This window comes from Streptomyces sp. CB02959 (assembly GCF_002803155.1).
Taxonomy (GTDB): Bacteria; Actinomycetota; Actinomycetes; order Streptomycetales; family Streptomycetaceae; genus Streptomyces.
Window position 1 is genome coordinate 296461 of record NZ_NNBP01000006.1, and the last position, 14972, is coordinate 311432.

General features: G+C 68.5%; 10 protein-coding genes. 5 read left to right on the plus strand and 5 right to left on the minus strand.

Features of this window, described 5'->3' with window-relative positions; translation table 11 throughout:
- The first annotated feature begins 693 nt into the window (after positions 1 to 693).
- Positions 694 to 1650, plus strand: a complete 957-nt coding sequence (locus CG747_RS49290) for a hypothetical protein (RefSeq protein WP_257980377.1) — start codon at positions 694 to 696, stop codon at positions 1648 to 1650.
- 79 nt (positions 1651 to 1729) lie between these two features.
- Here the strand turns inward: CG747_RS49290 and CG747_RS47165 are convergent, their stop codons facing one another.
- Positions 1730 to 2509: a hypothetical protein gene (locus tag CG747_RS47165; RefSeq protein ID WP_146022077.1), complete on the minus strand. Its 780-nt coding sequence runs from the start codon at positions 2507 to 2509 to the stop codon at positions 1730 to 1732.
- 2551 nt (positions 2510 to 5060) lie between these two features.
- Here CG747_RS47165 and CG747_RS12985 point away from each other — a divergent pair.
- Together CG747_RS12985 and CG747_RS12990 are read left to right on the plus strand one after the other, a co-directional pair.
- On the plus strand, positions 5061 to 8522 hold the full coding sequence (locus tag CG747_RS12985; RefSeq protein WP_180985504.1) for a toxin glutamine deamidase domain-containing protein: 3462 nt from the start codon (positions 5061 to 5063) through the stop codon (positions 8520 to 8522).
- A 145-nt stretch (positions 8523 to 8667) separates the two neighbouring features.
- The gene (locus tag CG747_RS12990) at positions 8668 to 9009 is read left to right on the plus strand and encodes a hypothetical protein (RefSeq protein WP_100601851.1); all 342 of its coding nucleotides are present in this window, start codon (positions 8668 to 8670) and stop codon (positions 9007 to 9009) included.
- A gap of 271 nt (positions 9010 to 9280) precedes the next feature.
- Here CG747_RS12990 and CG747_RS13000 read toward each other — a convergent pair whose 3' ends face one another.
- Positions 9281 to 9712 carry a MarR family winged helix-turn-helix transcriptional regulator gene (locus CG747_RS13000; protein WP_100601852.1) on the minus strand — a complete coding sequence of 144 codons (432 nt, stop codon included), beginning with the start codon at positions 9710 to 9712 and terminating at the stop codon, positions 9281 to 9283.
- An 89-nt stretch (positions 9713 to 9801) separates the two neighbouring features.
- Here CG747_RS13000 and CG747_RS13005 point away from each other — a divergent pair, with 89 nt between their 5' ends.
- Positions 9802 to 11370 carry an MFS transporter gene (locus CG747_RS13005; RefSeq protein ID WP_257980378.1) on the plus strand — a complete coding sequence of 523 codons (1569 nt, stop codon included), beginning with the start codon at positions 9802 to 9804 and terminating at the stop codon, positions 11368 to 11370.
- A gap of 329 nt (positions 11371 to 11699) precedes the next feature.
- On the plus strand, positions 11700 to 11879 hold the full coding sequence (locus CG747_RS47940; RefSeq protein WP_180985505.1) for a hypothetical protein: 180 nt from the start codon (positions 11700 to 11702) through the stop codon (positions 11877 to 11879).
- A 469-nt stretch (positions 11880 to 12348) separates the two neighbouring features.
- Here the strand turns inward: CG747_RS47940 and CG747_RS13020 are convergent, their stop codons facing one another.
- From CG747_RS13020 to CG747_RS13030, 3 genes are read right to left on the minus strand one after another with little or no spacing between them, the layout of a single operon-like run.
- A complete protein-coding gene (locus CG747_RS13020; RefSeq protein WP_100601854.1) occupies positions 12349 to 13662 on the minus strand; it encodes a diaminobutyrate--2-oxoglutarate transaminase in 1314 nt (437 codons plus the stop codon).
- Between the two features lie 48 nt (positions 13663 to 13710).
- Positions 13711 to 14712, minus strand: coding sequence for a TauD/TfdA family dioxygenase (locus tag CG747_RS13025; RefSeq protein ID WP_100601855.1), 1002 nt, complete (start codon positions 14710 to 14712; stop codon positions 13711 to 13713).
- Positions 14713 to 14735: 23 nt separating this feature from the next.
- The gene (locus tag CG747_RS13030; protein WP_100601856.1) at positions 14736 to 14945 is read right to left on the minus strand and encodes an MbtH family protein; all 210 of its coding nucleotides are present in this window, start codon (positions 14943 to 14945) and stop codon (positions 14736 to 14738) included.
- Positions 14946 to 14972: the final 27 nt, after the last annotated feature.

Consider the following 14972-nt stretch of genomic DNA (forward strand, 5'->3'; position numbering starts at 1 on the left):
CGATCGACCTCCGGTGCTCGCGCACGGCGTGGACGTCGTAGGGCGTGAAGTCGCCAGCGACACAGATCAGGCGCGGTACGTTCCACAGCACCTGGCCAGGACGCCGGCGGCGTGACCTGCCCCACGCTCCGAGCGCAGTTCGGGCACTTGGCCGCTGGCAACGCCATGAGGATCGGCCCCTCTCCGCGAGGCGACCCCTGCCCGGCCTCCTCACTCATCCGATGCCCCACACTCGGCCACAGGCCCATCGCACCTTCCCTTTCGGGCAGTCTTTGTAGGGCATTCCTTGTCAGGAATTCCTCGTCGTGCATTCCCTGTCATACATTCCGTGCCGGGCGCCGAACCCTGGAGACGATTCGGGAGAGCCGTAGCACGCACGCGCTCCCCTTCGGGCCCGGGCCGCCGGGCGCGAGCCGGAGCGTGTCCTTGCATGAGAGTTACGCCACGGCACCACCACACCGGGTGTTGAGTTCAAAACTTGATGACAGCGGCGTGCGTGTCCCGGATCGGCGCTCGCCACACACAAGTGGCGAAATGGCGTAGCGAAGGAGCGAAGGTTGGCAGGTCACGCGGCGATCAGGAGCGGCTCACCTTTCCGGATGCCAGCAGGGCCGCAGCCCTGTGACGAAGTTGCAGAAAGCTGCACCTTAAGGGCATGTCAACCTGGATGGCTAAAAAACTTCTAGTACTGACGTGGCTGTGTACCGACTTGACCGCGGCAACGTCCTGACCGAGGGGAAAACGGTGGGAGACGGGTTCAAGGCCGACATCGCGTCATTGCGTAAAGGTGGCGGAGATTTCGACACGATCGGCAAGGACTATCAGAGCCTTGTCGACAAGCTACAGACTGCCCTGACCTCTTTGGAGGGCCAGGACACACCTCCGTGGGGGGACGACGACCTGGGAGGGAAGTTCGGCGTCGTCTACGAGGGGTTGCGGGACGGCATGTACGAGTCCATGGGCCACCTCGCCACGAAGCTCCAGGACATCGGGAGCGGGTTGAACAACATGGCCGAGAACCACGAGGCCGACGAGAGCTTCAACGATTCCATGATGAAGCAGCGAACCGCATTCGCCCTGGCAGAAAGCCGGGTACTCGGCCAGTTCAAGCGCCCCGACGTCGCAAGCGCTGCGGCGGACAGTCCCGTGCTGGGCCAGCCCCAAGGCCCCCATGGCGCGGGCGCTGCGGCCGACAGTCCAGTGCTCGGCCAGTTGAAGAGCCCCAACGCGGATAGTCCCGTGTTGGGCCAGTCCCAGGGTTCTCATAACCCGGGCGCCGTAGCGGACAGCCCGGTATTGGGCCAGTCCCAAGGCCCTCATAACCCAGGCGCCGTAGCGGACAGCCCCGTGCTCGGCCAGCCCCAAAGTCCTCATAACCCAGGCGCCGTAGCGGACAACCCCGTGCTCGGCCAGCCCCAAGGCCCTCATAACCCAGGCGCCGTAGCGGACAACCCCGTGCTCGGCCAGCCCCAAAGTCCTCATAACCCAGGCGCCGTAGCGGACAACCCCGTGCTCGGCCAGCCCCAAGGCCCTCATAACCCAGGCGCCGTAGCGGACAACCCCGTGCTCGGCCAGCCCCAAGGCCCTCATAGAGCAAACGCCGAGGCGGACAGTCCGGTGCTCGGCCAGTTGAAGAACCCCAACGCATGAGACCGCATACGTAGCGTTCTGACCGTGTACGCATCGAGTGGCCCGAATTTGGAGTTCGACCGCTCACCCTTCTTCGCTGTTATGCCTTTTCGTTTCCTTTGTCCCTGTACATATCTGAATTATTGCCAGTCGGGGGAACGCAGCCGTGTCGTTGATGCTGCCGGGCGCACTTGAATGGGTCCTTGAAATGGTGGGCTTCAACTGGCCCACGGCAGACGAAGACAAGTTGATGGAGTGCGCCCAGCAATGGCGTGACTTCGCGTCCGGAGTAGAGAGCCTCCAGCAACAGGGCGTCACAGCTGCCGGCAATGTGATCTCCCAGAACACCGGCGACTCCATCGATGCTTTCAACAGCACGTGGGAGAAGTTCACCGGTGGCTCGGGCTATTTCTCCGACGCGCGCACCGTGGCGGAGGTCATCGCCGTCGCGCTGGATGCCGCTGCCGGACTCGTCATCGGCATGAAAGTCGCGGTGATCGCCCAGTTGGCGATCCTCGCAGCGGAAATCATCGCGGCTCAAGCGGCGGCACCGTTCACCTTCGGATTGTCCGAGTTGGCAATCGCTGGCGCGACGGCCGCGGCGCGGGTCATCGTACGAAAGCTCCTCAAGGTAGCCGAGAAGCAGATCCTCGACGCGATCCTCGAGACGGTCAAGGAACCGGCCGTCTCGGCACTCGAGGCCATGATCTCGGACATCGTCGCGCAGTCCGTGAACATCGGCTTCGGCGCGCAGAGCGGCTTCGACGCCGGCCGTACGCTGAACACGGGCGTAGAGGAAGGCGCCGAAGCGCTCAAGAACTCGGGCCAGACGTTCGGCGAGTCGCTGCGCGACGGCCTGGGCGCCCAGGCCGGAGGTCACGTCCGGAACGGACTGGATTCGGCGGCGGGGCACAACTCCGGCGGGGATTCCGAGCCCGGCTCCGGAAGCGGCTCCGAGAACAGCTCCTCCGGTGGGGGTGAGACGAGCGGCGGCACCGGGAGTTCCGGGGCCGGATCGCCGGCAGGTGGGTCTTCGTCACCCGGTGGGTCTTCGTCGTCGGGCGGGTCATCGTCATCGGAGGGTTCGCCCTCCGGCCACGGGGACTCCGGTGATTCCTCTGGCGGCAATTCCTCCGGCGGTTCCGACGGTTCTTCCACTGGGGCGGGTGGCTCGTCCGGTGGCCCTTCGCACAGCGACAGCTCCGGCGGCAGCGGTACGGGCGGTGGCCCCTCGCCTTCCACGAACTCCGCCGGAGGAAACACGGGTTCCTCCTCGTCGAGCGGCGGTCCGTCCGCAGATGGCGGCGGCCCGTCGCCGGATGGCAGCGGCCCGGAGTCCAGCCCCGCGCGAGCCGACTCCCCGCCCCCGAATCAGCTGACCCCGTTCGACGCGGGTTACCACGACGCTCCGCCCGGCGGCGACTCGCCGTCCTCCTCTGACGCGGGTCCCTCCCCTGACGCGGGTCCCTCCCACGACTCCGGGTCGGGGCCGACCACGGACTCGGGACCGCGACCGGACACGAGCAGCGGCCCGGAGTCCGGCCCCGTGCAGAACGGCGGCCCTGCCCCGGATGGGCCGGCGCACACCGAATTCTCCGCCACGCCTCAACCGGACGCCACACCAGACGGCACCCCGGACTCCACGCACACGGCACCCGACTCCGGACCCAACCCCACACCAGACTCCTCCGCGCCCGGCAACCCCCCGGTCTCGGAGTCGCACCACCCGGACAACTCGCCGACGCCGGACGCGGGTCCCCGTCCCGACAGCGTGTCGTCTCCGACGCCCCACCAGGTGGACGGCCCGCCTGCTGCGGGCCCGGAACACCACACCCCCGCCGTGGACTTGAGCCCCGACTCGAACTCAACGCCGCAGCATTCCCCGTCGTCCCCTCAGCCCTCCGACTCCTCGCCCTCCCCTGCGGCACCACATGACGCGGGCGGCCCGTCCCAGACGAGCACTAGCGACCCCTCGGTGGACCCCTCTCTGGGTGGCCCCTCGGCCGACCCCTCCCAGACGAGCACGAGCGACCCCTCGTCGTCGCCCACGCCGGACGGCACCCCCGCCACGGCCTCGGGCTCCGACCACTCGGCATCGCACAACGGCGACGGCAATGGCAACGGCAACGGCGCCGGAGTGGGCGGCCGAGGCGGCATGCCCCCGGTCGCAGTACCCCATGCCACTTCCACGAGCCACACCAGCCCGTCCTCGTACGGCTCGCCTCAGCAGCACTCACCCAGCAGCTCGGACGACGGACCGATCACCATGGAGACGGAGGGTGCCACGCTGGCTCCCCCCGCTCCGCACGTGTCTGCGCCGTCGCAGGGCGGTGGAGACGTGGCCGGCGCCGCAAACACTCCCCCGACCTCCACTCCGCAGTCCCCGCCGCCCGGTGTGATGATGGGTGGCGGCCCCATGCCCGGTCCGAGTGCGCCCGCCGGCGCATCGTCCGCCGCTGCGCCGCCGCGCTCCATGCCGACCGGCAACGGCGCGCCGGACCGCGGTCATACAACGGCCCGGGACTCTCGCAGCGCGTCCTTCGGCGGTACGCGCAATGCTCCCCCGCGCCAGCGCCCGGGCGCGCCTGACCAGGCATCGCGTCCGCGGCCCACGCCTCCGCGCGCCGAACCTCCGCGCGCCGAACCGCCTCGCCACGAGAGGCCGCTTCCCGAGCAGCCCGCCGGCGATGAGTCGTCGCAGCACCAGCCTGTGTCGTCTCCGCCCAACGAAGGGCCGGAGCACACCACTCCCGACCAGCATGGTCCGGAGCAGAGCACTCCGGATCAGCAGGTTCCACAGCCGAGTGGCCCCTACCTCCTCCGACTCCAGCGACTTCTCGGTATCCGACCCCATGTCAAGGCGGAACCCGACCAATTCGCCGGCCTCTCACCCAACCCCCCATACGGCAACGCCTCAACAGGCGATCCCGCAACCTCCCCCCCGACCGACACCTCGGCAGACGACACCCCAGAAGCCGACCCGTTCGCCGGCCTCTCACCCGACCCCGCACACGGCCTCTCACTGGGCAACCCCGTCCCCGCCCCCCCCGGCCGACACTTCGGCAGACGACTCCCCAGAACCCGACCAATTCGCCGGCCTCTCACCCAATCCCCCATACGGCGACGCCTCAGCACCGCCGCGGCCCCACGACGGCCAGAACCAGCCGACGTCGGGTCGGCCCGACACCCCCGTTCCCGGCACGCCTGACGACCACGGCACGGAGGAGCCCGATTCCGGCACTCCGGCGGACAATGCGGAGGACCGTCGCGGCCGTCACAGCGGTGGCCGAGACTCCTCGCCCGACCGCGGTCGGAATGACAGCTCCACGCCCGATGACGAGGCACGCCCTGGCCGACAACATCGTCACGGCCGTTACCACGGCGACCGACCGAATGAGCCCGCCGGCGATGAGTCGTCGCAGGACCAGCCTGTGTCGTCCCCGTCCAACGAAGGGCCGGAGCACACCACTCCCGACCAGCATGGTCCGGAGCAGAGCACTCCGGATCAGCAGGTCTCGCAGGGCGACAATTCGCAGCTCTCGCCCGATCAGGGTACGGAGAAGCCCGATTCCGGCACTCCGGCGGACGATACGGCGGACAAGCCGGATTCCGTTCCGAACGACAGCTCCACGCCGGATGCCGAGCTGAACCCCGACGGCCAGCCGAAGCCCGACGGCCAGTCCGACTCCGCACAGGACCAGGCCCCGGGCAAGGATCAGGTTCCGAACGACCTGCCCTCGGACCAGAAGCCGGAGAATTCGGACCAGAAGCCAGACGACAAGCAGTCGGACGGCAAGCAGTCGGACGGCAAGGACGAGCCGGAAGCACACAAGCCGGATGCCGAGCACGGCAACGGACCGAGCCCTGACAGCACAAAGCCAGAGTCGGAAAGCCCCGACGCGAGCAAGTCGGACGACGGCACGCCCGACAACAACCAAGCCGACGACGACCAGGCCGTCGGCAACGCACCGGGTGGCAACAAGCCTGACGGTGACAAGTCGGAGGACGGTGGCCCCGACGACGTCAAGAGCGGCGCTGACAATAAGGACGACGACTCTTCGGCTGACGATTCCAACGCCGACGACAAGGGCTCGTCGGACACTGGCACTGACGACCGGCCCAGCCTCGATGAGATCCGGGACAGCATCCCAGAGGGGCCCGGCGGTCTGCTGCCACCCGATGCCGCGGACCAGCACGCTCTGGAGTCCGCCGTCCCGAAAAACGACGACGGCACCCCGCAGCGCTTCCCCGACCCGTTCGGCAAGTGGTCCCAGTTGCAGAACGACGGTGGCCCGGGCGTGCCCGGCCGTTCCAACAACTGTGCCGACTGCAGCCGTTCGTTCCTAGAGACCTGGTACGGAAATCCGCAGGTCTCGGCGCCCCGCACCCAGGACCTCAACCCGGACGGAAGCCTCGACTACTGGTCCCCGGAGACGAACGCCAACGAAAACTTCATCGACTGGACGGGAGCCCCGCACACCTACATGGGCAGCGGCCCCGACGGCCATGACCTGATCGCGCAGAACCTCCAGGACCTGGGTCCGGGCTCCTCCGCGATCGTTCAGGTCAGCTGGGCCGACGGCGGAGGCCATGCGTTCAACGCCGTCAACCACAACGGCAATATCGTCTGGGTAGACACCCAGAGCGGTGAGGTGAGCTACCAGCCCATCAACACCGAGGGCGCCACGGACGTCTGGTACATCCCGCTCGACGCCAACCGGAACCCGGTGCCCAACGATTCGGATCCGGACACCGGCTCCCTCGGGCCGGATGACGCCCACTCCACCAAGTCAGATCAGTCCACCGACTCCCAACAGTCGTACGACAACAACCAGTTCGCCGACCCCCACCTGTCGAACGACACACAGCCCAAGTCCGCGCCCGACGATCACGGTCCGACCCCGGACGCGAACGATCCCGCCAAGCAGCCGCAGCACGAGGCGGACCCCGGCGAGGGCTCCGGCCAGGGCAACGACCGCGGCGACGGTCCGGCCAACACCAGTACCGACCCGAACAGTTCGCCGGACGGCACGCCGCACACCCCGGACGGCGATCACACCACCCCGCCCAACCCCAACACCAACCCCCACTCCGCGAGCGCTCCGGACACCCAAAGCCCCACGAACGATCACCAGCAGTCCACTTCACTCGCATCGGACGCTCCTACCGGCCGCCCTGCCGAAGGACCGCCGCCGCACGGCGACACCCCCGCGCGCGACGCCGACTCGACCCGCGACGGCCAGAACCAGCCGACGTCGGGTCGGCCCGACGCCCCCGTTCCCGGCACGCCTGATGGACGGCCTGGCCAGACGTCCCCTGACGCCCGAGCGAATGACGCCCGGCCGAATGACGTCCGGCCGAACCAGACGCCCCCGGCCGCGCGTCCCAAGCCGCCGGCTCCCGAGGCACCTGCCGGGAAGCGGAAGGCGAGCGGGCCGCCGGCCCAGGACAACTCCGACTCCAACCCCGACTCCAACCCCGTCCAGAACAAGAAAAGGAAGAGCGAGCCGGACCACGAGGGCCTCGCCGCACTGCACCTGAACGATGCGAACGTTTCGTCCTCGGCGTCCTCGGCGTCCACGTCGGCCTCGCCGCCGAAGCACGACGACGACGCGATGGACGTCGACAAAGTGTCTTACTCCGACCCGCAGGACCGGGGCGACAGCGACACCTCCAAGCAGGAGCAGGAGGGCAAGCACACCCTCGACGCGGAGAAGGAAGGCTCCAAGGAGTACGGGATTCCGCCGGACCGGCTGCAGAACGAGCTCCGCCGGGACCGCGACGTACACCGGATTCCGCTCGACCGCGTCCACGGCAATCTGGACCGTTGGGCGAACGACGGGAGTCTGGCGCAGGTGCTGCGTGCCTCGACCGGCGATGCCAAATCGCCGTCGCCGGACGCGGGTAAGGGTCCGCGCGCATTCCCCCAGAGCGATCTTGAGAAGCGGCTACCGGGATTCAAGGACCTGGATCGCGGTGAACGACTCGCGGTGGTGTCGTCGCTGGCCCGGCTCAGCGTCGGATTTCACGATCAGCACGGTGTGGGTAAGAACCCTGAGCACATCGACAAGCCGTACCGAAACAAGGGCGAAGGCGACCTCCAGGAAAAGACGAAGGACAGCGTCGCCAAGAACTCGGACGAATCACTGGGTGTGCGGGGACACCGCAAGAGCAGCGAGAAGTTCCTCGACAACCTCAAGGTCACCGGAAATATGCCGCCCAGCCTGCGACACAACAGCCCGGACCTCACGGATCGCAATTATGCGGTGCTCGAGGTCGAGGGTCCGCCGCCCGAGCGCGAAACGCACTACGTCAGCGACTCATCCGTGCCGGTCGGTGAGAAGTACGTCTCGGGCCGGCACTCCGAAAAGCACCTCGTCGATTGGCTGAAGCGCGTCAATCAGGGCGACAAGCAATACGCGCTGAAGTCCGTCTATACGGAACGTGAGCCCTGCGGAAACGGACAGGGACACGCGAAGTGTTCCACGGTGCTCCGGAGCCAGGGTCTCGACGGCACGAAGGTGTACTACAGCACGACGTATCGCACCGACCCGGAAGATGTCGCGGCGAAGAAGAGGCTCGACATCGAGAAGAAGGTGGAGAAGAAGAAGGTCGACGGGATGGTCTCGACCGAGGTGCGCGAGAACCTGGAGGACCGGATCAACAGCCGCACGGACAGGTCGGCCGAATGGAGGGCCAAGGAGATCGCGGCCGCCAAGGAGAAGAGCGATGCGGCCGTGCGTGAGGATCTCAGGAAGGACGTCGAGCGCGAGTTCAAGAAGCGGAAGGAAGACGCGACGACGGACGCGAAGCATGCCATGGTCCGGGAAATGGACCGGCATATCGATCACCTGGACTCGCTCTGGACCAAGATTCAGCCGAGCCTGATGTGACCGGTCGACCGGATCTCCTGGCGGGCCCACCCATATTCGGGCGCCGGACGCCAGGAGATCCGGTCGGTTCCTCAGATATCGAGGAGGCCCCTGAACCGGCGTCCGTCCGCCTGCGTATGCATTAACATAAAACGAAGGAGTTCGCATGACTTCGGACAATAACTATCCGATGGATCAGCAGGCCGCGCCCACGAACGCCGAAGAGGCGCTGGAGTCGGTGCGCAGGCAATTCGGCCAGCCCCGCTCCTTCGACGGCACGCTCGCGCCGATGCATGTCCAGGAATTCGACCTCGGATATCTGGTGTACGCCACTTTCGCGAAGCCCGTCGACCAGAACGGCCGGCCGGTCCCCGCGCCTCCCGGCGGCAGTAATTTCGTGGTGGCCAAGGACACGGGCAAGATCTCGACCGTCCCCAATTATCCGCCGGATCAGGCCATCACGCTTTACCGTAAGCAGCGCGCAAAGGCGAACGCCTCGAAAGGATGACGAAGTCGATGCCGGGCTGAGGACTGTCCCGCAAACGGTCTTCTACGGGGCGGGGGCGCTTCGACAGCGGCTCGAACCCCTTCGCCCGCGACCGCTGCACGACCTCCACGTCGACACCGAGTCCGGCACCATGATTGAAGACGATGCTCTGGTAGCCGCCGTCCACCCAGACCTTGGAGACATGGGGATGTGCCACGGCCAGGTCATCGAGCAGCAGCTTGCCGCCGATGGAGTCGTGCGCGGAGGCGGCGGTGACAAGCCTGGGCTCAACTCAGCGGCAGGCCTCGGAGATGCCTTCGAGCCAGTCGCGGGCCGCGCCTCTCTGCTCCGGCGTGAACGCAGCTTCCAGTTCGGCTTCACGGCGGTCGACGGCGATGCGAGCTTCGGCCAGGCGGGCCCGCCCGGATTCGGTGACGTGAATCTGGTGGCTGCGCCGATCGGTCGGATTCGGGCGCCGTTCGATCAGGCCGTCCAGTTCGAGACTGGCGAGCATCTCGTTGGCGGCTTGCCGAGAGCTTGCCACTTCCCGGGCGACCTCCGCGGCCGACATCCCAGGCTGCGCCTCGGTCATGAGCAGGGTGGCGTACTGCGGGGTCGACAGCCCAAATGCCTTGAGTTCTGCGGCAATTGCGGACCGCATGTTCAGCCAGACCTTGCGGACCATGAAGGTCAGCGACCCGACCTCATCCTGGTGGGGATCCAATGCTCAGCCTTCCTCAGGGATCGACAGGTTCCTGACGATTATGCCATGATCTGATCGTCAGGTTCTTGACGATCTAATTGAAGGTTCCCATGACGACGCTTCCAACGTTGCCGAAGTCCAGGCAGCAGTTGATCCTCGCCGTACTCCTGTTGTCCTCGCTGCTGATCTGGCTGGACAACACCATCCTCACCACCGCCTTCGAGACCCTCGCCGATCCGGTCCGCGGACTGGGTGCCAGCCCCGCCCAGCTGCAGTGGGCCACCGGCTCGTACACCTTGGTCTTCGCCACCTTGATGTTCACCTCCGGCGCCCTGGGCGATCGCTTCGGGCACCGGAACATACTCGCCATCGGGATGGCGGTCTTCGCCGGCGCCTCGGTGTGGGCGGCGTACGCGGGCGACGCGGACCAGCTGATCGCCGCGCGGGCCGCGATGGGCATGGGGAGCGCGCTGATCATGCCCGCGCAGATGGCCATCCTCATGTGGACCTTCAGCGGTCCCGCCCGGGCGACCGCGATCAGCATCTCCTCGGCGTCCGCCGGTGTCGGAGTCGCCGCGGGCCCGCTGCTGGCCGGCGTCCTCCTCGACCACTTCTGGTGGGGCTCGATCTTCCTGGTCAACATCCCGATCGCGGTGCTGTCGCTGATCGGAATCGCCACCCTGGTCCCGAACTTCCGCAGTCCCAGCCCGCGTCCGCTGGACCTTGCCGGGCTGCTGCTGTCGATCAGCGGGCTCGCCTTCCTGGCCTACGGGCTGATCCACGCGGGGCAGGTGGCCTCCTGGAACCCGGTGTCGGTATGGGGCACGATCGCCGTCGGAGTGGTCCTGCTGGCCGGCTTCGTGCTCGTCGAACTGCGCCGCCGACAGCCCAGCTTCGACCCCCGGCTGCTCGCCCAGCGCATGTTCGGCCTCGCCAACGTGGCGCTCGGGCTGCTCATGCTTGCCATGACCGCCGCCAGCTTCTACAGCGCCTTCTACCTGCAGGGCGCACGCGGCTTCTCGCCGCTGCAAGCGGGCCTGGCGTTCGCCCCGAGCGCGCTCGGGACGATAGTAGGGGCGCCGCTCGGCGTCCGACTGGCCCGCCGCTGGACGCTCCGCGTGGTCACCGCGACGGCGCTGACCACGGCGGGGCTGGCCATGGGCTGCAACATGCTCTTCGGGCTGCACACCCCGCTGCTCTTCAACGAGATCGCCTTCTCGATCCAGGGCCTGTCGATCGGCATGGTGATCGGTCCGGTGACGGGGGGCCTCATGAGCGCCCTGCCGTTGGAACGGGCCGGCGCCGGATCGGCCGTCATCAACACCGCACGACAGGCCGGCAGCCTGTTCGGAATCGCGGTAGGCGGCACGATCATGTCGATCACTTACCGGCACGCGATCGAAGGCTCCCTGCATGAGTACGCCGGCCCGGTGCAGGACCAGGCGCGGGTCTCCGCGGAACAGGCCCGGCACACTGCCGCCGCGATCCACCAGCCCGCCCTGGCACACGCCGCCGATGACGCGTTCATCCACGCCATGCACGTCAGCGCGGTCTGGGCCATGCTGTTCGCACTCTCCGGAGCAGTCCTGCTGGCGACCGCCTTGCGTCCTGACAAAAAGCCCACTGCGGTGCCCCCGAGGTGCGAAAGGTTGCCGGACATGGCCGCCGGTGGGCAGTAGGGAGCCCTGGTGGCGGTCGCCGTCGGCACAGTAAAGGGCGAAGCCACACCTGCTGGGTGCCGTCGTATGCAGGCGCATCAGCTTTACCACCTCGCGGCCGGGGCCCACAGGCTGGAGAGTACGACCTCTTCTGCGGCCTGACCGGCATCGGCGCCTACCTCCTCCGTGCGGACCCGACCAGCAGCGCACTGGAAGAGGTCCCGCACCATCTCGCCGCCCTCACCCCACCCCGCGAACGTCGACGGCCACCAGCTACCCGGCTGGTGGGTCGCACACGACCCCAACCGTGGCACCAGCGCGGAACTCACCCAGAGCCACGGGAATGCCGGGTGGCGCACGGCATCGCCGGCTCCCTGCTGCTGCTCCTCGTGCAAGCCCTACGCCGCGGCGTCGGCGTCGACGGGCGGCACGAAGCCATTCACACCCTCTGCTCCCACCTCGACACCTGGCGACGGGATGGGGGGCGCGGCCCCTGGTGGCCACCGCACCTCACCCTGACCGCACAGTGATGCGCGGTGCCGGCCTGGAATGGTGCAGAACCGGCGACGTCCGGGATCGTCCCATCGGCGACGAGGGCCGTTCCGCAGCCGGGCAAATCCCCGAACAGCGACGCCTGCAACCGGTCCAACAGCTCCGCACTCTGCTCCGGACCGACATCACGGTACGGGGTTGGTCACGCCGACGCGTTGCATCCGGTCCTCCGCGGATACGGGCGTGAGGTCCCGCAACGGCGCTGCTGTGCCGGTGCGGGACCTCACCCCAGAAGGGGTGGCTCATCCCGCGGATTGATCTCGGAAAGCACAAAACCCCAGGCCACGAGCTATGTGACCTGGGGTTTTCTGATCCGCACTGCCGCCGGCGGTTCCGGGACCGGCAGGCGCGGTGCAGACCGGCCGGTCCGGGCCGCTGGAGGCCCGGCCCCCGGTGGATTCGGTACCGGCCGCGGCGCACGTTCCCGGCCGCTGGCCGCGTGTCGGATCAGGCGGCCCCGGATGCCTGTGAGGCGGTGGCGGAGAGCGCGGGCACCGTGGTGAGAACCGTGTCGCCGATGGTGTCGGCCACCTCCTTCCATGTGGTGAGTGACATCGTGAGCGGTGGCATCAGCTTGAGCACGTGTCCCTGTCCGGAGGTCTCGGCCACGATCCCGGCGCGGAACAGGGCCCGCCGCACCCCGTCGGCGTTCTGGGCGTCGGTGAACCTCAGGCCGCTCATCGCTCCCTTGCCGACGACGTCGGCGACTCCCGCCGGGAGGGCCGTGGTGATGTTCCCGAGGCTGGTGCGGATCGCGGCGGCCAACTCTGCGGCGTGGTCGGTGAAGTGCGGGTCGGTCCAGTGGTCCAGGGCGGCGGAGCCCGCCACGAAGGCGAGGTTGTGGCCGCGGAAGGTGCCGTTGTGCTCACCCGGCGCCCACTGGTCGATCCCGCGCCGGATCAGCAGGGCCGCCATCGGCAGTCCCATGCCGCTGAGCGACTTCGACAGGCACACGAGGTCGGGGCTCAGTTCCGGGGCGTCCTCGAAGCTGAAGAAGGTCCCGGTGCGTCCACAGCCCGCCTGGATGTCGTCCACGATCACCAACGCGCCTACCGAGTCGGCGAGTTCGCGGATTCTGGCGAGCCAGGGGCGAGGCGCCGTGTGCAGTCCCCCCTCACCCTGGACCGTCTCCAGCAGGATCGCGGCGGGCGGGGCCGCCCGGCTGTCCGGGCCCAGAGCGCGCTCCAGGGCGGTGACGGGGTCGGTCCCGTCCGGGCCGGCGGCGTCGCCGTACGGGAGGACGGTGACGTCGGCCAGGGGCACCCCCGCCGCGCCGCGCAGCAACGGGGAGGCCGTGGCGGCCAGTGCTCCCAGGGAAGCGCCGTGGAAACCTCCGGTGAAGGCGATCACCTCGGTGCGTCCGGTGACCTTGCGGGCCAGTTTCAGAGCGGCCTCGACCGCGAGAGTCCCGGCCGGGCCGGGGAACTGCACCACGAAGTCGCCGAGCCCGCGCGGCTCCAGGACCAGGCCCGTGAAGCGTTCCAGGAAGTCGGCCTTGGCCACGGTGTGCAGGTCCAGTGACTGCACCGGTCCACCGGCCGCGAGGTAGGCGATCACCCGTTCGACGATCCTGGCCGGATTGTGGCCGTAGTTCAGAGCCCCGGCCCCGCACAGCAGATCCACGTAGCGACGCCCGGTGCTGTCCCACAGGTGGTGCCCGGCGGCTCGTTCGAACACCACGGGGAAGTCACGGCAGTAGCTGCGTACGTTCGACTCGTGACGTTCGAACACGGCGAGGGGCGACCGGTCGGTCTTGGTCATGTCAGCGCATACCTTTCATCGATTCTCGTAACGCCCCGCAGAGCAGCGTCACTTGACCAGGACGGTTCCGTCACCGGGGCGGTGGTCGCGGGATCGGCGGAGGTCACTGAACGCGAACGTCCGCTGGAGCCAGCGGTCACGGCCGTCGTAGCGCGGCGTGAACGCCGAACGGCCGTGCAGGGTGACCCGGTTGTCGACGATCGCGAGGTCACCGGGACGCAGCCGCACCGCGGTGTACGTCCGGTGGGCGACCTCGGCGAGTTCGGCGAGGGCCGCGCGGGCCTCGGGGGTCACGGCCCGGGTGGCCGCCTCGTCGAAGCACCAGTCCGGGTCGGCCGGGTCGCCCGTGAGCACGGCGTGCGCGGTGCCCTCGCCGGCCGGGCCGAAGGAGGGCGGTGCCTCGGTCACGAACTCGGGCCTGCCGAGCGTCTCCCGGGTGCCGGGCGTCAGCAGCGGCAGGACGCGCCGGGCGCAGCTGGTGCGCAGTTCGGCGACGCCCTCGTGATCGGAGCGCAGGCACAGCAGCATGACGTAGTCCGGCCGGTGGGGGTGGAAGGCGTTCTCGGTGTGGAAGGTGAGTTCGACCGCGCCGACGTTGCCCTGCACCTCCTCCTGGCCCGGCACCGGCACCACGTCCTGGACGAGGGCGCCGGACTTCTCCGCGGCGAACGCGGCCGGGTCGCCGAGCCCGCCCGCGAACAGCAGCAGCATCGCCGCCGTGAGGGACGGGTGGTGCTGGACCGAGCCCTTCACCATGGGGGTCGGCGGCAGATGCCTGGCGTCGATGGGCAGCCCTCTGAGGACGAGGGCGCCGTCGGCCCCCGAGTACCTGCGGAACTCCCGCACCGTGCGCCGCACTTCGGGGGAGACGTCCTCCCAGGCGTGCCGGGCGCAGGCCACCCAGTCGGGGTCGTCGACCCGGTCGCCCGCCTGGTCCAGCAGTAGCGCGGCGACCCGGCCCAGCCCGGCCAAGGTGCCGCTGTCGTACCGCACCGTGCCGTCGGCGGTCGCCGGGGCATACCGTGCCTGCGCCATGTCGACGCTGCTCATGTGCGTGTTCCCTTTCGTCCGCGTCACTCGCCCATGGCCCGGACGAGGCTCTTGGGGCGCAGGTCGGTCCACTCGCGCTCGACGTACTCCAGGCAGGCGGTGCGGCCGTCCGGGCCGAAGACGGTGGTCCAGCCCTCGGGGACGTCGGCGAAGTCGGGCCACAGGGAGTGCTGGCCCTCGTCGTTGGTGAGGACCCGGTAGATGCCGTCGGGGTTCTCGAAGGGGTTGGTCATCGTTGGTTCCTTTTCTTTGTGGTTGAG

Excerpts from the sequence above, each read along its gene's own strand:
- CG747_RS12990 (WP_100601851.1), top strand. The coding sequence starts at position 8,668 with ATGACTTCGGACAATAACTATCCGATGGATCAGCAGGCCGCGCCCACG.
- CG747_RS13005 (WP_257980378.1), top strand. The coding sequence starts at position 9,802 with ATGACGACGCTTCCAACGTTGCCGAAGTCCAGGCAGCAGTTGATCCTC.
- CG747_RS13020 (WP_100601854.1), bottom strand. The coding sequence starts at position 13,662 with ATGACCAAGACCGACCGGTCGCCCCTCGCCGTGTTCGAACGTCACGAG.
- CG747_RS13025 (WP_100601855.1), bottom strand. The coding sequence starts at position 14,712 with ATGAGCAGCGTCGACATGGCGCAGGCACGGTATGCCCCGGCGACCGCC.
- CG747_RS13030 (WP_100601856.1), bottom strand. The coding sequence starts at position 14,945 with ATGACCAACCCCTTCGAGAACCCCGACGGCATCTACCGGGTCCTCACC.